Origin of the sequence: Asanoa hainanensis (assembly GCF_900188485.1) — a bacterium.
In the GTDB taxonomy this organism is placed as follows: domain Bacteria; phylum Actinomycetota; class Actinomycetes; order Mycobacteriales; family Micromonosporaceae; genus Asanoa; species Asanoa hainanensis.
The window spans coordinates 63,442-81,604 of record NZ_FZPH01000014.1 but is presented as its reverse complement, the minus strand read 5'-3'; the positions used below and the strand labels follow the sequence as shown (position 1 = coordinate 81,604).

Genomic DNA, 18,163 nt, shown 5'->3' with positions numbered 1-18,163 from the left:
GCGGGGTGCTGCGGCCTTCTTCGCCGGCTTCTCCTCCGCCGCCGGCGTGGGCTTGGACCGGGTGGTGCTTGTTGTCTTGGCCGCCTTCGCGGCCGTTGTCTTGGCCGTCGTGGCCTTGGCTGCGGCGGTCTTGGTTGCCTTTGCCGCGGTGGTCTTCGCCGCCGTGGCCGGCTTCGGCTTCGTCGCCCGGCCGTTGCCCGCTGCGGCCTTGCCGTTGGTGGCCGTCCCCGCGTCCGCCTTGCCGTTGGCCCCCGCGGCCGCGCCTGCCTTGCCGTTGCCGGCACCCGCGGGCTTGCCGTTGCCGGCCCCGGCTGCTTTGCCGTTGGTGCCGTTGGCCTTCGCTGCTCGCGCGGTGGCCTTCTCTGAGCCCTTGGCCGGGCCCGTCAGTTCCAGCGTGTGGCGTAGGAACTGGCCCGTCGCGCTCTCCGGGACCTCGGCGATCTCCTCGGGGGTACCGGCCGCCAGGACCAGGCCGCCGCGGTGGCCGCCGGACGGGCCCATGTCGATGATCCAGTCGGCGGTTTTGATGACGTCGAGGTTGTGTTCGATGACGATGACCGTGTTGCCCTTGTCGACCAGGCTCTCCAGGACCTTGAGCAGCTTCCTTATGTCTTCGAAGTGCAGGCCTGTGGTGGGCTCGTCGAGGACGTAGACCGTGCGGCCGGTCGAGCGCTTCTGTAGCTCCGACGCCAGCTTGACCCGCTGGGCCTCGCCGCCCGAGAGGGTGGGGGCCGGCTGGCCCAGGCGGACGTAGCCCAGGCCCACGTCGACCAGCGTCTTCAAGTGGCGGTGGATCGCCGGGATGGCCTCGAAGAAGGTCGACGCCTCCTCGATCGGCATCTCCAGGACCTCGGAGATCGTGCGGCCCTTGTAGTGCACCTCGAGCGTCTCGCGGTTGTAGCGGGCGCCCTTGCAGACCTCGCACGGCACGTACACGTCCGGGAGGAAGTTCATCTCGATCTTGATTGTGCCGTCGCCCGCGCAGTTCTCGCAGCGGCCGCCCTTGACGTTGAAGGAGAACCGGCCCGGGCCGTAGCCGCGGACCTTCGCCTCGGTGGTCTCGGCGAACAGCTTGCGGATGTTGTCGAAGACGCCCGTGTAGGTCGCGGGGTTGGAGCGTGGTGTGCGGCCGATCGGCGACTGGTCGACGCCGACCACCTTGTCGAGGTCGTCGAGGCCGGTGACCCGCAGGTGTCGGCCCGGCACGAGGCGCGCGCCGTTGAGCTGGTTGGCCAGCACCGTGTAGAGGATGTCGTTGACCAGCGTCGACTTGCCCGAGCCGCTGACGCCCGTGACCGCGATGAACTGGCCCAGCGGGAACGGCACCGTCAGGTTCTTGAGGTTGTGCTCGCGCGCGCCGACCACGACCAGCTCGCGACCGGGCGTGGCCGGCCGGCGGATCATCGGGGTCGGGATCTGCCGGCGGCCTGACAGGTAGGCGCCGGTCACCGAGGTCTCGTTCTTCAGCAGGTCCTCGAAGGAGCCACTGTGGACGATCTCGCCACCGTGCTCGCCCGCGCCCGGGCCGATGTCGACGACCCAGTCGGCCGTGCGGATCGTGTCTTCGTCGTGCTCGACCACGATCAGCGTGTTGCCGAGCCGGCGCAGCCGGACCAGCGTCTCGATCAGCCGATGGTTGTCGCGCTGGTGCAGGCCGATCGACGGCTCGTCGAGCACGTAGAGCACGCCGACCAGGCCCGAGCCGATCTGGGTGGCCAGCCGGATGCGCTGCGCCTCGCCGCCGGACAGGGTGCCGGCCGGCCGGTCGAGCGACAGGTAGTCGAGACCCACGTCGACCAGGAACCGCAGCCGGGCGTTGATCTCCTTGAGCACCCGCTCGGCGATCAGCTTCTGCCGGTCGTTGAGCACCATCGCGCCGAGCAGCTCGGCGCAGTCGCCGACGGACATGCCGGTGACCTCGGCGATGTTCTTGCCGTCGATGGTGACCGCGAGCACCTCGGGCTTGAGCCGCGCGCCGCCACAGACCGGGCACGGCACGTCGCGCATGTAGCCCTCGTATTTGTCGCGCGACCACTCGGACTCGGTGTCACCGTGCCGGCGCTCGATCCACTGGATCGCACCCTCGAAGCCCGTGTAGTAGGAGCGCTCGCGACCGTACTTGTTGCGGTAGCGGACGTGCACCTGGTCGTTGGAGCCGTAGAGGATCGTCTTCTGCGCCCGGTTGGACAGGGCGCGCCACGGCGTGTCGAGGTCGAAGTGCTCGGCGTCGCCCAGCGCCTGCAGCAGACGCAGGAAGTATTCGAGTGTCTGGCTGGTCGACCACGGCTGGATCGCGCCCTCGCGCAGCGTGCGCTCGGGGTCGGGGACCACGAGCTCGGGGTCGACCTCTTTCTTGGTGCCGATGCCGGTGCACTCCGGGCAGGCGCCGTAGGGAGAGTTGAACGAGAACACCCGGGGCTCGAGGTCTTCGATCGCCAGCGGGTGGTCGTTGGGGCAGGCCAGGTGCTCGGAGAAGATGCGCTCGCGGGCCGGCGAGTCGTCGGGCTCGTCGACGAACTCGAGCAGCACCACACCGGCGGCCAGCCGCAGCGCGGTCTCGATCGAGTCGGTCATCCGCTGCTTGGCGGACGCCTTCACCGCGAGCCGGTCGACGACCACCTCGATGGTGTGCTTCTCCTGCTTCTTGAGCTTGGGCGGCTCGGTCAACGGGTGCACGACGCCGTCGACGCGGGCCCGCGCGAAGCCCTTGGACTGGAGCTCGGCGAACAGGTCGACGTATTCGCCCTTGCGGCCGCGGACCACCGGCGCGAGCACCTGGAAGCGGGTGCCCTCGGGCATCGCGAGCACCCGGTCGACGATCTGCTGCGGGCTCTGCCGGGCGATCGGCTCGCCACAGACCGGACAGTGCGGCTCGCCGACCCGCGCGTAGAGCAGCCGCAGGTAGTCGTAGACCTCGGTGATGGTGCCGACCGTCGAGCGCGGGTTGCGCGAGGTCGACTTCTGGTCGATCGAGACGGCCGGGCTGAGGCCCTCGATGAAGTCGACGTCGGGCTTGTCCATCTGGCCGAGGAACTGCCGAGCGTACGAAGACAGCGACTCTACGTAACGTCGCTGACCCTCTGCGAAGATCGTGTCGAATGCGAGGCTCGACTTGCCGGACCCGGACAGCCCGGTGAACACGATCATGGCGTCGCGGGGCAAATCCAGGTTGACGTCACGCAGGTTGTGCTCCCGCGCGCCGCGCACGATCAGTCGGTCGGCCACAGCCCAACCCACTCCTGACATGATGAAAGACCTGCAGAATCTCTGCCGTGGCAACTTTAGCCGCGGGGTATGACACTTTTTGGAGCCGAGGCATTCCCCCGATCAGGGGAGATGTCAGGGGCCGGTGATTTCGGTCATTTTGGGTACCCGATTTGCCCCGCCCATCACGTACGGTGGGGCGTCCGGTAATCACAGTGCGCAGGGCCGTCGGCTGGGACGACCCACGTGCTCAGGGGGAAATTGTGACAGCGGACCTGACGACGCGTGTGCCCACTCCGCCGACGATGGTCGAGCCGACTACTCTGTGTAATCACCTTGCGACGCTCTCTGACGAGCGTGGAACCAGGTACGCGGTCGCCCGGTTCGCGATCTACGACTACCGCGAGATCCGCACCACCCTGGGCTCCGCCGCGGCCACCGAGCTCCTCGACCGGATCGGCACCCGGATCAGGTCGCGCCTCGGCCCGAGCGACATGTTGGCGGTGCTGCCGGACGGCAACATGTTGCTCGCGCTGGACAGCCCCGACGGGCTCGAGAAGCGCATGCACGAGCTCGTCGCGCAGGGCAGCGGCTGGACTCCGACCGTGTACGGCCAGCTCAGCGCCGGTGCCGCTGCGGCCCGCCCCGGCGACGACGGCGAGACCGTGCTCTCCCGCGCCAGCCTCGCCCTGGAGGACGCGAGCCGGCGCGCCCCGGGCGCCGTCACCGTCTGCCGCGGCCCGATGGACGTCGAGGCCCACCAGCGGGTCTCGCTCGACATAGACCTCCGGCGGGCCGTCGAGGCCGACCGGCTCACCGTGCACTACCAGCCCGTGGTCGCGCTCGACGGCGGCCGGATCGTGGGGCACGAGGCGCTGGCCCGGTGGCCCGACCAGGAACGCGGCTGGGTGTCGCCGGACGCGTTCATCGCCGCCGCCGAGCGCAACGGCCTGATCGGTGACATCGGCCTGCGCGTGCTCCGCCGGGCGTTGCGCGACAAGCGCCGCTACGGCAGCTACCGCAACACCTGGCTCTCGGTCAACGTCAGCGTCATGCAGCTCGAGGACGAGGCCTTCGCCGGCCAGGTGCTGCGCGCCCTCGACGAGGAGGGCATCCCCGGCGACGAGCTGCGCATCGAGGTCACGGAGTCGGCGCTGCTGGCGTCGGCCCGCTCCCGCGCCCAACTCATCGAGCTGCGCCGGGCCGGCATCCGGGTGCTGGTCGACGACTTCGGCACCGGGTTCTCGTCGCTGGCGAGCGTCCGCCGGCTGCCGATCGACGGCATCAAGATCTCCCGGGAGCTGCTCCACGACGACGAGCCGGGACTGCCCGACCCGACGGTGGTACGGGCGGTCCGCCTGCTCGCCGCCGGCGCCGGAGTCACCGACATCATCGCCGAGGGGGTCGAGAACGCCCTGGAGGTACGGACGCTCGCCGCGCTCGGCATGCCGTACGCCCAGGGCTTCCATCTCGGTCGTCCGGCGCCGGCGTCCCGCGCGCTACGCTGGCCGGGCACCCCGCTGGTCTCCCCCAACTAGCCCGCGATCCCGTCGAGCTCGGCGACCGCGTCGGCGGGCAGCACGAGGTCGGCGGCGGCCAGGTTCTCCCGCAGGTGCGCCACGGACGACGTACCCGGGATGACCGCCATGGTCTTCGACCGCTGGAGCAGCCAGGCCAGCGCGACCTGCTGCGGCGACGCGCCCAACCGCTCCGCCACGGCGGACAGCGTCGTGCTCTGCAGGGGCGAGAAGCCGCCCAGCGGGAAGAAGCCGACGAACGCGATGCCCTCCGCGGCGACCACGTCGACCAGCGGATCGTCGACGCGCTTCACGAGGTTGTAGAGGTTCTGCACCGCCACGACCGGCGCGATCGACTGCGCCTCGCGGAGCTGGCCGACCGTGACGCCGCTGAGCCCCAGGTGCCGGATCAGACCCTGCTCCCGCAGCTCGGCCAGCGCGCCGAAGGGCTCGGCCAGCGGATCGTCCCGGGTCTCCTCGACGCCACCGACCCGCAGGTTCACCAGGTCGAGCGCGTCGACTCCGAGGTTGCGCAGGTTGTCGTACACCTGGGCCTTGAGGTCCTCGGGATGCAGCGACTGGATCCAGGCGCCGTCCGGCATGCGCCGGGAGCCCACCTTGGTCGCGATGACCAGATTCTCCGGGTACGGGTGGAGAGCTTCCCGGACGAGCCGGTTGACCACTACGGGGCCGTAGTAGTCACTCGTGTCGATGTGAGTGACACCGCGCGCGACCGCCTCCCGGAGCACCGCGACCGCCTCGTCGTGATCGCGCGGCGGTCCGAACGCGCCGCGTCCGGCCAGCTGCATCGCGCCGTAACCCATGCGGCTGATGGTGAGGTCGTCGGCCAGGTGGAGGGTGGTTGAAGTCGTCATGCGGCCACGGTGCCGCGATCCGCCGTCGACAGGCAGAGTCGCGCTGTTCCTGGGTGTGGCAGGGCCACCCGGGGCGTCCCGGACGCGCCTATCGTCGATGGCATGGAGACCGGCAACGCCCTCGGCGACTTCCTGCGCGCGCACCGCGAACGGGTCACGCCCGCCGAGGTCGGCCTCGGTCCCGGCGTGGGCGTCCGGCGGGTGCCGGGGCTGCGCCGCGAAGAGGTGGCGATGCTCGCCGGGATCAGCTCCGACTACTACCTGCGGCTGGAGCAGGGCCGCGACCGGCGCCCGTCCGTGCAAGTGCTCGACGCGCTCGCCCGGGTATTGGGGCTCGACGCGGATGCCACCGCGTACATGATCAGTCTCAGCCAGCCGACGTCCCGGTCCGTCGCGGCCCGCTCCGCGCCGCCCGTCGTTCCGGAGAGCATCCGGTACTTCCTCGACGCGCAGACCGTGCCCGCGTTCGTGCAGACCCGCTGGCTCGACGTGCTGGCCGCCAACCGGATGGCGCTGGCCCTCACGCCGAGCCTGGCTCCTGGCGTCAACCGGCTGCGCCAGGTCTTCCTCGACCCGGCCGAGCGGACCTTCCACCGGGACTGGGCCGAGGCGGTGGCCCATGTCGTCGCCGGGCTGCGCGCCGACGCGACCGGGCACGGCGACGACCCGGTGCTGGCCGCGCTGGTCGGTGAGCTGTCGCTGAAGAGCCAGGAGTTCCGCGAGCTCTGGGCCCGGCACGACGTGCGCCGGCCCGAGGGCCGGTTCAGCCTGATGCGCCATCCCGAGGTCGGCGACCTCGATCTGTTCGCGGAGAAGCTGGCCATCGCCGGCGCGGACGGCCTGGTGCTCGGTGTCTATCACGCCGAACCCGGGAGCGAGTCGGCCCGCTCACTGGCGTTGCTGGGGTCGCTCGCGGCCTCCTAGTTGTCGCTTCACCGTTGCCCCGGCCGTACCCCACGGTTCGGGGCATTTCCATGTCTTGACTTCCCACAGACTCAAGCGTAAACAGAAACAAAACAAAGTGATACGGAGGCAAAGCAACATGTACGCGGAGGAGCGGCAAGAGGAGATCCTGCGGCTCGCCCGTGCTCAGGGGCGGGTCGACGTCGCCGCGCTGGCCGAGGACCTCCAGGTCACCGCGGAGACGGTCCGCCGCGACCTGACCGTGTTGGAGCGGGCCGGCGTGCTCCGCCGGGTGCACGGTGGCGCGATCCCGGTCGAGCGGATCGGGTTCGAGCCGGCCCTCGCCGCCCGCGACTCCGTGCTGATCGCCGAGAAGGAGCGCATCGCGAAGGCGGCCCTGGCCGAGCTTCCCGACGAGGGCGCGGTCATTCTCGACGCGGGCAGCACCACGGCCCGGCTCGCCCAGGCCCTGCCGACCGACCGCGAACTGTCCGTCGTGGTCAACTCGCCGGTGCTGGCCACGGTGCTGGGCACCCGGGCCAACCTCACCGTGTTGCTGCTGGGCGGCCGCGTCCGCGGCAAGACCCTCGCCACCGTCGACGACTGGGCGCTGCGCCCGCTCGCCGACATGTACGTGGACGTCGCGTTCATGGGCACCAACGGCTGCTCGGTCGAACGCGGCCTGACCACCCCCGACCCGGCCGAGGCGACGGTCAAGCGGGCGATGATCGCCGCGGCCCGCCGGGTGGTGCTGCTCGCCGACCACACCAAGGTCGGCAACGACTACCTGGCCCGCTTCGGCACGCTCACCGACCTCGACGTGCTAATCACCGACAGCGGCCTCGACGACGAACTGGCGGGCGACGTCGAGGCGGCCGGCGTCCGCGTGGTCCGCGCATGATCGTCACCGTCACCCTCAACCCGAGCCTGGACCGAGCGGTCGAGATCGACTCGCTGGCCCGGGGCGACGTCATCCGGGCCCGTTCCGGCCGCCTCGACCCCGGTGGAAAAGGTGTCAACGTGTCCCGGGCCCTGCTCGCCAACGGCGTGCCATCACGGGCGGTCCTGCCGTGCGGCGGCGACGAGGGCGCCCAACTGGTGCGCCTGCTGGCCGAGGAGGGCGTCGACCTGGTCGCCGTCCCGATCGGCGGCCACACCCGCTCGAACATCACCCTCGCCGAACCCGACGGCACGGTGACCAAGGTCAACGAGCCTGGGCCTTCGTTGTCCGCGGTCGAGTTCGACGCGGTGACCGGCCAGGCGTTGGCCGCGGCCGGGACCGCTGGGTGGGTGGTGGTCTGCGGGAGTCTGCCGCCGGGTGTCTCGCCGGAGGCGTTCGGCCGGCTGTGCCGGCGGATCGTCGCGGCGGGGGTGCGGCTCGCGGTCGACACGAGCGGGCCGGCCTTGCGGGCGGCCGCGGAGGCGGGCGCCCACCTGGTCAAGCCCAACCGCGAAGAACTGTCCGAAGTGGTCGGCCATCCGTTGGCCGACCGGTCGGACGTGGTCTCGGCCGCCGATCTCGTACGCGGCTGGGGCGCCGGCGCGGTCCTCGCCAGCCTGGGAGCCGAGGGCGCCATCCTGGTCACCGCGGACACCGTCGTCAGCGGCGCCGCGGTGGTCCCGTCCCCCCGCAGCACGGTCGGCGCCGGCGACGCGCTGCTGGCGGGCTTCCTGGCCGCCCTCAGCCGCACGGAAGCGGCAACCACCGATGACGCCAACGCGGCCTCCGCCGTCGGCAACGGCGGTGCTCCGGACGGCGACGGCCGGGTCGGCGCCAGCAGGCCTGATCTCGTGGCCGCCCTTGCTGAAGGGCTGGCGTGGGGTGCCGCGGCGGTCAGTCTGCCCGGTAGCCGCATGCCGCGTCCCGCTGATCTGCGGCGGGACGCTGTTGTGATCCATCCCGATTCCGATCTCGTCCGGGGCCTGGCACCGCGAGGCTGACGGACCCCTCCCCCACCCCCGAAGGGAGCGTTCGGTGACAACGACCGAGGAAACCGGCTACACGCCGGCGGTGCAGGGCACCGGATTCCGTGCCACCGTGCAGCGGTTCGGCGGCAATCTGGCCGCGATGATCATGCCGAACATCGGCGCGTTCATCGCTTGGGGCCTGATTACCGCGCTGTTCATACCTACCGGCTGGATACCGAACGACGACTTCGGTCAGCTGGTCAACCCCATGATCTTCTTCCTGTTGCCCATCCTGATCGGCTACACCGGTGGCCGGCTGGTGCACGGGCAGCGCGGCGCCGTGGTCGGTGCCGTCGCCACCGTCGGTGTCGCGGTCGGTGCCGGCGCCGTGATGGGCACCGAGCTCGAGAACGCGTCGCCGATGTTCCTCGGCGCGATGATCATCGGTCCGGCCACCGCGTGGCTGCTCAAGCAGTTCGACACCTTGGTCGAGGACCGGATCCGGCCCGGGTTCGAGATGCTCGTCAACAACTTCTCCGCCGGCATCATCGGCGGCGGGATGGCGCTGCTCGGCGCGTGGGCCATCGGCCCGATCATGCGGGCCGTCACCAACGGGGCCGGCGACGCCGTCAACTGGCTGGTCGACCGCAACCTGTTGCCGCTGGCCTCCGTACTCGTCGAGCCCGCCAAGGTGTTGTTCCTCAACAACGCCATCAACCACGGCGTGTTCGGTCCGCTCGGGGTGGCCGAGGCCGCCGAGACCGGCAAGTCCGTGTTGTTCATGATCGAGTCGAACCCGGGGCCCGGCCTCGGCCTGCTGCTCGCGTTCTTCTTCTTCGGGCCGCGCAACCTGCGGGCCACCACGCCGGCCGCAATGATCATCCAGTTCCTCGGCGGCATTCACGAGATCTACTTCCCGTACGTGCTGATGAAGCCCCGCCTGATCATCGCCATGATCGCCGGTGGCGCGGCCGGCGTCGGCACCTTCATGATCACTGGCGCCGGGCTCACCGCGACGCCGTCGCCGGGCAGCATCTTCGCCTACTTCGCGGTGACGCCGCGCGGCGGCTACGTACCCATGCTGCTCGGTGTCGTGATCGCCGCCGGGGTGACGTTCGCGGTCGCCGCGATGCTGCTCGGCTTCGGCCGCCTCGAACCCAAAGAGGACCCGACGGTGGCCGACGGAGACGCGGCCGTCGTACCCCCGGATGCCGATCCGCAGCCCGGCACCCAGCCGGAACCGGCCCGCGAGCCCGCGGTCGCCGGAGCCGTCCCCGAACAACGCACCCCGTGACGAACCGACCCGCAAGCCCGCGGTCGCGGAGCCGTCCCCCGACAACGCACCCCGCGACCGTCCCGAACCGACCCGCGAGCCCGCGGTCGCGGAGCCGTCCCCCGACAACGCACCCCGCGACCGTCCCGAACCGACCCGCGAGCCCGCGGTCGCGGCGCCTGGCGCCGACCCGACAACGCAACCGATGACCGTCAGGAAGGGACCCTTCCTATGCGGAAAGCGATAACAAGGGTCCCTTCCTTCATCCCCCGAGAGGCATCGTCATGGCCAACATCAAGGGCAGCGACATCCACAAGGTCGTCGTGGCCTGCGACGCCGGCATGGGCAGCAGCGTCATGCTCGCCAGCCAGCTCCGGCGCCAGCTCAAGAAGCACCAGGTCACCGTCGAGCACACCCCGGTCAACTCGATCCCGGCCGACGCCGACGTCGTGGTCTGCCACGCCGGCCTGGTCGCCCGCGCCCGGGGCAGCGCGCCCGACACGGTGATCGTGCCGGTCCAGGTGTTCATCGGCGACCCGGCGGTGACGCGACTGGTGAAGGCCGTCGAGTCCGGCGGCGAGCTCGATGGCTGAGGGCCTGGGCGCGCTGCTCGAACCGGCCGCCATCCGGCTCGCCGAGACGGCCGCCGACCGGGACGCGGCCATCCGCCGCTGCGGCGAGGTGCTGGTCGAGGTGGGCGCGGTCGCTCCCGCGTACGTGGCCGCCATGCTCGACCGGGAGCAGTCCGTCTCGACGTACGTCGGCGAAGGTGTGGCGATCCCGCACGGCACCCTGGCCGGCAAGGAGACCGTGCTGCGCGACGCGTTGGCCGTGCTGCGCTTCCCGGACGGCGTCGACTGGGGTGGCCAGCCGGTCACCGTGTGCGTCGCCATCGCGGCCCGCGGCGACGGGCACGTCGAGGTGCTCGGCGAGCTCGCCCAGATCCTGCTCGACCCCGACCGGGCCGCGGCGCTGCGTGCGGCCACCGACCAGGACACGGTCTACGACCTGTTGACCCCGATCGAGGAGACCGCATGAAGGTCGTGCGCTTCCACGCGCCCGGCGACGTACGGATCGAGGACGCCCCCGAGCCCACCCGCACCGGTGGCGACGTGCTGATCCGGGTGCACAACTGCTCGACGTGCGGCACCGACGTCAAGATCTTCAAGTTCGGGCACCACCACATCCGGCCGCCCCGGGTGATGGGCCACGAGATCGCCGGTGAGGTGGTCGACGGCGGCGACACCGGCTGGCGCGCCGGCGACCGGGTACAGGTGATCGCGGCGATCCCCTGTGGACGATGCGGCGAGTGCCGGCGCGGTCGGATGACGGTCTGCCCCAACCAGGAGTCGATGGGCTACCACTACGACGGTGGTTTCGCGGAGCTGATGCTCGTACCCGCCAAGGTGCTCGCCGTCGACGGCCTCAACCGGATCCCTCCGGGCATCGGGTACGCGGAAGCGTCCGTCGCCGAACCCCTGGCGTGTGTCCTTAACGGACAGACGCTGGCCCGGGTGGGCGAGGGCGACGACGTCGTGGTGATGGGCGCCGGCCCGATCGGCTGCCTGCACGTGCGACTCGCCCGGGCGCGGGGCGCCGCGAGGGTGTTCCTGGTCGACCTCAACCGCGAGCGGCTGTCGCTTTCCGCCGACCGGGTCCGGCCGGACGCCGCGATCTGCGGTGCCGACACGGACGTGGTCGACGAGGTACGCAAGCTCACCGACGGCAGAGGCGCCGACGTCGTGATCACCGCCGCCGCGTCGAAGGCGGCGCAGGAGCAGGCGTTCGCCCTCTGCGCCCGGCAGGCGCGGATCAGCTTCTTCGGCGGGCTGCCCAAGGACGACCCGGTGATCCGGGTGGACAGCAACCTGGTGCACTACCAGGAGCTGACCATCGTCGGGGCCAACGGCTCCAGCCCGGCGCACAACCGGCAGGCACTGGACCTGATCGCGTCCGGCGCGGTCCCGGTAGCCGACCTGATCACCCACCGCCTGCCCGTGACAGAGGCGCTGGACGCCTTCGACATCGTCGCGCGCGGCGCGGCCATCAAGGTCACCATCGAGCCCTGAGGGGGTTACCCGCTATGCCGTCCCGCACCGTGACCGTCGGCTCGCGTACCGGCCTGCACGCCCGCCCGGCCGCCCTGTTCGTGGCCGCCGCCGGCTCCGCTCCCGTGCCGGTGAAGATCAATGTGGAGGGGCGCAAGCCCGTACCCGCCAACAGCATGCTCTCCGTCCTGTCCCTCGGTGCCAAGTGCGGTACCGCCGTGACCATCTCGGCGGAGGGCGACGGCGCGGACGCCGTCCTGGACGACCTGGCGACGCTGCTGGCCCGCGACCTGGACGCGGACGAGGGTGGTTCCGATGGCTGAGGCGGTTGGCCCACCGGAGGGCGGACCGGTCAGGCCGCCCGCGGGCGGACCCGGCGGGCCACCTACGGCCAGGCGCGCAGAGCCGCCTGCGGGCGGACCAGGGCCGCGCACCGCCAGACACCCTGACCCACCTGCGGGCGGACCCGGTGGGCCACCTATGGCCAGACGCGGAGAGCCGCCTGCCGGCGGACCCGGCGGGCCGCGGGTGGGCGGACCGGGCGGTCTGGGTGGATCGCGCGTGGGCGGGCCCGGTGGGCCGACCGACGGAGGACCCGGTGGGCGACCTGCCCGCGAGCCGGTTCGGCAGCCGTCTCGTGGACCGGGCGCTGCGCAGCAGGCTGGCCAATCCGGTGGCGGGCAAGCCGCTCGGGTGGCGCGCGAGCCCGGTGCGGAGCCGCTGCGCGGCATCGGCGTCTCGCCCGGGTTCGCCGCGGGTCCGGTCTGCCGGGCCGGCGCGGCCCCGACGATGCCCGCGCCACGCGACGTCGCCGACGTGGAGGCCGAGCTGGCCGGTGCGGCTGCCGCGTTGCGTGCGGTCGCGGCCGAGCTTGCCCGGCGCGCGGACGCCACGCGCGACGCCACTGCCGCCGAGATCCTTCGGGCCCAGGTGATGATGGCCGAGGACCCGGTGCTCGACGAGGCGGTGGCCGACGCGATCCGGGCCGGCTCCGACGCGCCCCACGCGATCGATGCCGCGTTCGCGGTGCACCGACAGGCTTTCCTGGAGGCCGGCGGCTACCTGGCCGAGCGGGTGGCCGACCTCGACGATCTCCGCGACCGCGCGGTGGCCGTGTCGAGCGGGGCGCCGATGCCGGGCATCCCGTCACCGGGGTACCCGTTCGTGCTCGTCGCGACCGACCTCGCCCCCGCCGACACGGCCGGCCTGGACCCCGAGCTGGTGCTCGCGCTGGTCACCGAGGCCGGCGGACCGACCAGCCACACCGCGATCCTGGCCCGCTCGCTGGGCATCCCGGCCGTGGTCCGCTGCGGTGGTGCGACCGGCCTCCGCGACGGGATGGTGGTCGCGGTGGACGGCGCCGCCGGTGCGGTGCGGGTGGGCGTCGACGAGGCGACGGTCGCCGACACCCGGCGGCGGGAGCAGGAACGCCGGGCCCGCGCCGCCGCGTCGACGGGCCCCGGCCGCACCGCCGACGGCTGGGCGGTCGAGCTGCTCGCCAACGTGGGCTCGGCGGTCGACCCGGTGACCGGCGCCGAGGGTGTGGGCCTCTTCCGGACGGAGCTGCTCTATCTGGACCGCGAGAAGGCACCCGGACACGACGAACAGGTCGACGCGTACGCGGCCGTCTTCGACGCCCTGGGCGGCCGCAAGGTGGTGGTGCGCACCCTGGATGCCGGTGCCGACAAGCCGCTGCCGTTCCTGGACCAGTCCGGCGAGCCGAACCCGGCGTTGGGCGTCCGCGGCGTGCGGCTGGCCCGTCGCGACCCGGCACTCCTAGACGGGCAACTCGCGGCGATAGCGGCGGCCGCGGCCCGGACCGGTGCCACGGCCTGGGTGATGGCGCCGATGATCGCGACCCCGGCCGAGGCCCGTGACTTCGTTATCCGAGCCCGCGCGGCGGGCCTGCCGTCGGCCGGCGTGATGGTCGAGATCCCGGCCGCGGCGTTGCGGATACGCGCGCTGCTGCGCGAGGTCGACTTCGTGTCGATCGGAACGAACGACCTGAGCCAGTACACGTTCGCTGCCGACCGGATGCTGGGCGATCTCGCCGAGCTCCTGGACCCGTGGCAGCCGGCCCTGCTGGACCTGATCGCGACCTGCGCCCGCGCCGGCCGCGCGGCAGGCAAGCCGGTGGGCATCTGCGGCGAGGCGGCGGCCGACCCGGGCCTGGCCCCGGTGTTCGCCGGGCTGGGAATCAGCAGCCTGTCGATGCCGGCCCGAGCGATCCCCGCGGTACGGGACGCCCTGGCCGCACACACCAAAGCCGACTGCGAACGCCTGGCCACCGCGGTCCTCGCCGCCGAAGACCCAACCACCGCCCGCGCGGTCGCGACCTGACCCTGCGAGAGCGACGGCGGGCGCCAACGGGTTAGTCGCCTCGTCGGGGTCGGCCCGGCCACGCGGGGTGTGGTTGTTTGGTTTCTGGCCTTGCCCACGGCGGGGCTGGCAGCGGAGCGGTCCCCGGCGGGAGCGACGGTCGCGCCCCAAGCGGACCCGGGACAGCCTGCTCCTGGGTTCGAGGAATGTGGGCTCGCCCAAGGCGGGGCTGGCAGCGGAGCGAAGCGGAGCGGTCCCCGGCGACGGTCGCGCCCCAGGCGGACCCGGGACAGCTTGGTCCTGGTTCGAAGGTGACCTAAGGCAGGTCGCGGGTAAGCACAACCCTGTCTTGGCCTGGGCCGCTGTAATCCGTGATCAGGCAGGCGGTGAAGCCGATGCGTTCGTGGAAGCGGATCGATTCGGTGTTGGCGGCGCCGGTGATCGCTTTGAGGCGGGTGGCTCCGCGGGCTCGGGCCGCTGCGGCGAACGCGGTGTGCAGGTGGCGGCCGAGGCCGCTGCCGCGGCTGCGTTGGTGGACCGCTACCGCGTGGATGTAGCCGACGTGGGCCGGTGCGACGAAGCCGAACAGGTAGCCGTCGACGTCGCCCGAGACGAACGCCGTGTCGCCGAACTCGCGGACGAACATCGGGTGGTGGAGGTGGCGGACGTCGCGGTCGCCCCAGTACGCCGGTAGGTCGGCCAGGATCGCCGCCAGGTCGTTGGGGGTCGCGCGGCGTAGGTCAGTCATCGAGGGCACCGAGCCTTGCGATGTTCGCGGCCTCGTCGGGGTCCGGGCCGGGCGTGTCGAGGAACGCCGCGAGGACCTCGACGGCTACGTCCGGGGCCAGGCGTTTGAGGCTCATCGCCAGGACGTTCGCGTCGTTCCACTTGCGAGCGCCGGAGGCGATCCAGGGGTCCCAGGCCAGCGCGGCACGGACGCCGGAGATCTTGTTGGCGGCGATGGCCGTGCCGGTGCCGGTCCAGCACAGCACGACGCCGAGGTCGGCGGTGCCTTTGGCGACCGCCTGGCCGACCGCGGCCCCGATGTCCGGCCACTGCCGGTCGCCGGTCACGTCGACGACCTCGATGCCCCGGTCGGCGAGGGCCTGCTGCACGGCACGCGTGGTCTCGTTCGCGTCGTCCGCTCCGTACGAAACCCGCATGACGACCACCCTACGGGTCGAGCAGGGTGGCCCTCAGGCCGGCCAGCAGGGCGGCGTCGACGGCGAGGCGGTCGCGGGCATAGTCGTGCACCGATCCGTAGGTCGCCGCCAGCTCCTTCAGTGTCAACCGCATCGCGTCGGGCGGGGCCAAGCCGTAGCCCGGCCAGGTGATCGCCGGGTTGGCCGGGTTGGCTTCCCAGTCGGCGATGAACTTCGCGGTGGCCAGCTCCGTCAGCGCGTAGTCGGCGACGATGTCGTCGTCGCTGACGTCGATCAGCGCGAGCACGAGCGCGGCCAGCAGGCCCGTGCGGTCCTTGCCCGCGGCGCAGTGGATGACGACCGGGACGCTTCCCGCGGCGGCGATCACGGCCAGGGCCTGCCCGATCTCGACCGCGCCGTCGGCCAGCACCTCGGCGTTGCGGTCGGCGAGGAAGCGGACCGGCTCGACCTGGGGCGCCACCGTCGCCTGCCGGCACGGGCGGTGCTCGATGGAGAGGTTGTAGTAGGCGAGGCCGTCGTAGTCGGGCACCCGGCCACGGCGGGCGACCTCCTCGGAGTAGCGCAGATCGATCACGGTGCGTACGCCGAGCGCCTGGAATTTCACCCAGTCGGCGCCGGCGAGCTTGCCCAGCCCGTCGGACCGGTAGAACCGACCCCAGCGGACGGTGCGGCCCTCCGATGTGGAGTACCCGCCGACGTCGCGGAAGTTGTGCAGCCGGTCGAAGGCGACGTGCCTCACCGGGACACCGAGAACCGCAGTGAGGTACGCGTGCCGACCTCGACCACCCGCGTCGTACGCAGGCCGAGCGTGGCCAGGTCGGCATCGGGTTCGAACAGCCGCCGGCCGCCGCCGAGGAGGACCGGCATGATGTCGAGCCTGAGCTCGTCGACCAGGCCACGGGTGAGCAGTTGGTGGCCGAGGTCGACGCCGCCGACGACGGTTACGTCCCGGTCGCCCGCCGCGCTCTTGGCCTTGGCGACCGCCGCCTCGACGCCGTCGGTGACGAACGTGAAGGTCAGCCCACCGGCCTCGCGCGGGTGGGTGGGCGGCGGCTCGTGGGTGACGACGAAGATCGGGACCTGGAACTCGTACGTGCCGGCGTAGCCGTCGGGGTCACCCATCGCGAACGTCCGGCGGCCCATCAGGACGGCTCCGGTCTCGTCGATCATCTCGGTCATGTAGTGGGTCGGGCGCAGTTCGGCGAGGTCCGGATAGAGCGCGCTGGCGCTGCCGTCGGCGTCCTCGACGTAGCCGTCGACCGACACGGTCATACCGAAGATCACCCTGGCCATGGGCTCGAACCTACCAGCGGGGGCGGTGGCCGCCGGGCTCTGCGCCGGCGCTGGCCTCGTGATATTGGCCGCCGCGCGATGCCGGTCTCGAGGATCCGGTCGCCTGTGCGTCGGGTCGATCAGTCGCGGCACGACCGGACGTTGGCGCGCGGGCCGTCTGCGGTCGCGGCCGCCAACCGTCCGCGGCGCGCGGCCGGCCTGGCGTCTGGTGGTCGCCGCACGGTGTCGGTCGGCGACGGGTCGTGACATCGCGGACTAGGGTCGTTTCTGTACGTGGCACGGCCGAGGAGATGAGGACCACCCGTGCGGATCCTGTTCGTCGCAGCCCCGCTGATCGGTCACCTCTACCCGATGATCCCGCTCGCCGAGGCCCTGCGCGCCGCGGGTCACGACGTGCTCGTCGCCTCCGGGGGCGACGCCTCGGCTCGGCCGCCCGCCGGGTTCCCGGTCGAGGACGTGGCCGGTCCGTTCAACTTCGGCCGGATCGCGCTCGGCACCATGCTCAGCCGGCCGAAGTTGTTGGTGCGCGAGCTCGCCGGCCGGGCCGGCACGGACGCCGTCGGGCACATCTTCGGCGCGGTCAACGACCGCTTCGTCGGCGCTACCACCGAGCTCGTCGGGCGCTGGCGCCCGGACGTGGTCGTCCACGAGCCGCTGGCCGGCGCCGGCGCGGTCGCCGCCGCGCGGCACGACGTGCCGGCCGTGCTGCACGGCAACACGCTGTTCGACGACGCGCTGCTGCTGACGGTGACCACCGCGAAGATGCGGCCCCGGGTCGACGTGCCGGCCAGCGCCGCGGTGCTCCGGATCAGCCCCGACAGCCTCGTGCCCGGCGCCAGCGGTCAGCCCATGCGGCCTGTCGGGTACGGCGGCGGCGCCACCCTGCCCTCCTCTCTCCGCGAGCCGGCCAGCCGGCCCCGGGTCCTGGTCAGCCACAGCACCATCGCCGGCCCGGGGTCGACCGCGGTGCTGGATCGGATCGTCCGCCTCGCGCCGTCGGTGGACGCCGAGTTCGTGCTGATCCGCGCCGCGGACCGGTTGGCCGGCCGGACCCTGCCGCCCAACGTCCGGGCGATCGGCTGGGCGCCGCTCCCCGAGGCGCTGGAGACGGCCAGCGCGATCGTCCACCACGGCGGCGCGGGCACCATCTTCGCCGCGCTGGCGGCCGGCGTGCCGCAGCTCGTCACGCCCGGGCCCGGCGACCGCGCGCACAACGCCCAGCTGGTCGCCGACCGGGGCGCGGGCCTCGCGGTGCCGATGAAGCGGATCGACGCCGACGCCGTGCGGCGCCTGGTCGAGGACGCGTCGCTGCGCACCGCCTCGACCGAGGTCGCCACGGAGATCGCGGCCATGCCCGCACCCACCGAGATCGCGGCCACGGTCTTCGCCAAGTTCGCCTGACCCCCGACGGGCCACGGTTTCAGCGCCGCACCGACCAGGTCGTCACCCTCGGCGATCACCGCCCGGTCCTGGCAGCCTGAGCCCGCTCGAAGGCCCACGCCATCCGGTTGGGGCGCGACGTGGCCGCCCGTCGGCGATCGCCGCCGGTCCTAGCAGCCTGGTGCCGCTCGAAGGCCAACGCCATCCGGTCGGCCCGCGGCGGGGGCCACCCCTCGGCGACCGCCGCCGGTCCTAGCAGGCTGGTCCCGCTCGAAGGCCA

General features: G+C 72.2%; 16 protein-coding genes and 1 pseudogene. 11 read left to right on the top strand and 6 right to left on the bottom strand.

Annotated elements, in window-relative coordinates; translation table 11 throughout:
- Window positions 1-279 precede the first annotated feature (279 nt).
- Window positions 280-3,225: pseudogene (gene uvrA / locus CHC05_RS29070) on the bottom strand (excinuclease ABC subunit UvrA); the annotation flags it as partial.
- A 242-nt stretch (window positions 3,226-3,467) separates the two neighbouring features.
- On the opposite strand from uvrA, the gene CHC05_RS29065 reads away from it, so the two are divergent.
- Window positions 3,468-4,742, top strand: coding sequence for a GGDEF domain-containing phosphodiesterase (locus CHC05_RS29065; RefSeq protein WP_144022821.1), 1,275 nt, complete (start codon window positions 3,468-3,470; stop codon window positions 4,740-4,742).
- On the opposite strand, the gene CHC05_RS29060 is transcribed toward CHC05_RS29065, so the two are convergent.
- Window positions 4,739-5,596, bottom strand: a complete 858-nt coding sequence (locus CHC05_RS29060) for an oxidoreductase (protein WP_089253791.1) — start codon at window positions 5,594-5,596, stop codon at window positions 4,739-4,741. The two genes, CHC05_RS29065 and CHC05_RS29060, sit on opposite strands and share 4 nt — an antisense overlap.
- Before the next feature lie 102 nt (window positions 5,597-5,698).
- On the opposite strand from CHC05_RS29060, the gene CHC05_RS29055 reads away from it, so the two are divergent.
- The 9 genes from CHC05_RS29055 (at window position 5,699) to ptsP (ending at window position 14,068) form a co-directional block, all read left to right on the top strand.
- A complete protein-coding gene (locus CHC05_RS29055; RefSeq protein ID WP_089253790.1) occupies window positions 5,699-6,520 on the top strand; it encodes a helix-turn-helix transcriptional regulator in 822 nt (273 codons plus the stop codon).
- Window positions 6,521-6,638: 118 nt separating this feature from the next.
- The gene (locus CHC05_RS29050; RefSeq protein WP_089253789.1) at window positions 6,639-7,400 is read left to right on the top strand and encodes a DeoR/GlpR family DNA-binding transcription regulator; all 762 of its coding nucleotides are present in this window, start codon (window positions 6,639-6,641) and stop codon (window positions 7,398-7,400) included.
- The gene (locus tag CHC05_RS29045) at window positions 7,397-8,440 is read left to right on the top strand and encodes a 1-phosphofructokinase family hexose kinase (RefSeq protein WP_089253788.1); all 1,044 of its coding nucleotides are present in this window, start codon (window positions 7,397-7,399) and stop codon (window positions 8,438-8,440) included. The genes CHC05_RS29050 and CHC05_RS29045 overlap by 4 nt, the downstream gene beginning before the upstream one ends.
- Before the next feature lie 34 nt (window positions 8,441-8,474).
- Window positions 8,475-9,701, top strand: coding sequence for a PTS transporter subunit EIIC (locus CHC05_RS29040; RefSeq protein WP_179266427.1), 1,227 nt, complete (start codon window positions 8,475-8,477; stop codon window positions 9,699-9,701).
- Between the two features lie 263 nt (window positions 9,702-9,964).
- Entirely contained in the window at window positions 9,965-10,273 is a 309-nt protein-coding gene (locus tag CHC05_RS29035; protein WP_089253787.1) for a PTS sugar transporter subunit IIBC family protein, read from the top strand.
- Window positions 10,266-10,718, top strand: a complete 453-nt coding sequence (locus CHC05_RS29030; RefSeq protein ID WP_089253786.1) for a PTS mannitol transporter subunit IIA — start codon at window positions 10,266-10,268, stop codon at window positions 10,716-10,718. The genes CHC05_RS29035 and CHC05_RS29030 overlap by 8 nt, the downstream gene beginning before the upstream one ends.
- A complete protein-coding gene (locus tag CHC05_RS29025; RefSeq protein ID WP_089253785.1) occupies window positions 10,715-11,749 on the top strand; it encodes a zinc-dependent dehydrogenase in 1,035 nt (344 codons plus the stop codon). Before CHC05_RS29030 ends, CHC05_RS29025 begins: the two co-directional genes overlap by 4 nt.
- A gap of 14 nt (window positions 11,750-11,763) precedes the next feature.
- Window positions 11,764-12,051, top strand: a complete 288-nt coding sequence (locus CHC05_RS29020) for an HPr family phosphocarrier protein (RefSeq protein ID WP_089253784.1) — start codon at window positions 11,764-11,766, stop codon at window positions 12,049-12,051.
- Between the two features lie 370 nt (window positions 12,052-12,421).
- Window positions 12,422-14,068, top strand: coding sequence for a phosphoenolpyruvate--protein phosphotransferase (ptsP, locus tag CHC05_RS29015; RefSeq protein ID WP_089253783.1), 1,647 nt, complete (start codon window positions 12,422-12,424; stop codon window positions 14,066-14,068).
- 295 nt (window positions 14,069-14,363) lie between these two features.
- Here ptsP and CHC05_RS29010 read toward each other — a convergent pair whose 3' ends face one another.
- Genes CHC05_RS29010 through CHC05_RS28995 form a run of 4 tightly spaced genes read right to left on the bottom strand, consistent with a single transcriptional unit; the run spans window position 14,364 to window position 16,503 of the window.
- Window positions 14,364-14,795: a GNAT family N-acetyltransferase gene (locus tag CHC05_RS29010; RefSeq protein WP_089253782.1), complete on the bottom strand. Its 432-nt coding sequence runs from the start codon at window positions 14,793-14,795 to the stop codon at window positions 14,364-14,366.
- Window positions 14,788-15,210: an RpiB/LacA/LacB family sugar-phosphate isomerase gene (locus CHC05_RS29005; protein ID WP_089253781.1), complete on the bottom strand. Its 423-nt coding sequence runs from the start codon at window positions 15,208-15,210 to the stop codon at window positions 14,788-14,790. Before CHC05_RS29005 ends, CHC05_RS29010 begins: the two co-directional genes overlap by 8 nt.
- A 10-nt stretch (window positions 15,211-15,220) precedes the next feature.
- Window positions 15,221-15,949: a tyrosine-protein phosphatase gene (locus CHC05_RS29000; RefSeq protein WP_089253780.1), complete on the bottom strand. Its 729-nt coding sequence runs from the start codon at window positions 15,947-15,949 to the stop codon at window positions 15,221-15,223.
- Window positions 15,946-16,503, bottom strand: a complete 558-nt coding sequence (locus tag CHC05_RS28995) for a dihydrofolate reductase family protein (RefSeq protein WP_089253779.1) — start codon at window positions 16,501-16,503, stop codon at window positions 15,946-15,948. Before CHC05_RS28995 ends, CHC05_RS29000 begins: the two co-directional genes overlap by 4 nt.
- A 303-nt stretch (window positions 16,504-16,806) precedes the next feature.
- On the opposite strand from CHC05_RS28995, the gene CHC05_RS28990 reads away from it, so the two are divergent.
- Window positions 16,807-17,904 (top strand): glycosyltransferase, encoded by a 1,098-nt coding sequence (locus tag CHC05_RS28990; protein ID WP_089253778.1) that lies wholly within the window; start codon window positions 16,807-16,809, stop codon window positions 17,902-17,904.
- Window positions 17,905-18,163: the final 259 nt, after the last annotated feature.

Coding starts and splice junctions, on each gene's coding strand:
- CHC05_RS29025 (WP_089253785.1), top strand. CDS start 10,715: ATGAAGGTCGTGCGCTTCCACGCGCCCGGCGACGTACGGATCGAGGAC.
- CHC05_RS29010 (WP_089253782.1), bottom strand. CDS start 14,795: ATGACTGACCTACGCCGCGCGACCCCCAACGACCTGGCGGCGATCCTG.
- CHC05_RS29045 (WP_089253788.1), top strand. CDS start 7,397: ATGATCGTCACCGTCACCCTCAACCCGAGCCTGGACCGAGCGGTCGAG.
- CHC05_RS29035 (WP_089253787.1), top strand. CDS start 9,965: ATGGCCAACATCAAGGGCAGCGACATCCACAAGGTCGTCGTGGCCTGC.
- CHC05_RS29050 (WP_089253789.1), top strand. CDS start 6,639: ATGTACGCGGAGGAGCGGCAAGAGGAGATCCTGCGGCTCGCCCGTGCT.
- CHC05_RS29055 (WP_089253790.1), top strand. CDS start 5,699: ATGGAGACCGGCAACGCCCTCGGCGACTTCCTGCGCGCGCACCGCGAA.
- CHC05_RS29005 (WP_089253781.1), bottom strand. CDS start 15,210: ATGCGGGTTTCGTACGGAGCGGACGACGCGAACGAGACCACGCGTGCC.
- CHC05_RS29030 (WP_089253786.1), top strand. CDS start 10,266: ATGGCTGAGGGCCTGGGCGCGCTGCTCGAACCGGCCGCCATCCGGCTC.
- CHC05_RS28995 (WP_089253779.1), bottom strand. CDS start 16,503: ATGGCCAGGGTGATCTTCGGTATGACCGTGTCGGTCGACGGCTACGTC.
- CHC05_RS29060 (WP_089253791.1), bottom strand. CDS start 5,596: ATGACGACTTCAACCACCCTCCACCTGGCCGACGACCTCACCATCAGC.
- CHC05_RS29020 (WP_089253784.1), top strand. CDS start 11,764: ATGCCGTCCCGCACCGTGACCGTCGGCTCGCGTACCGGCCTGCACGCC.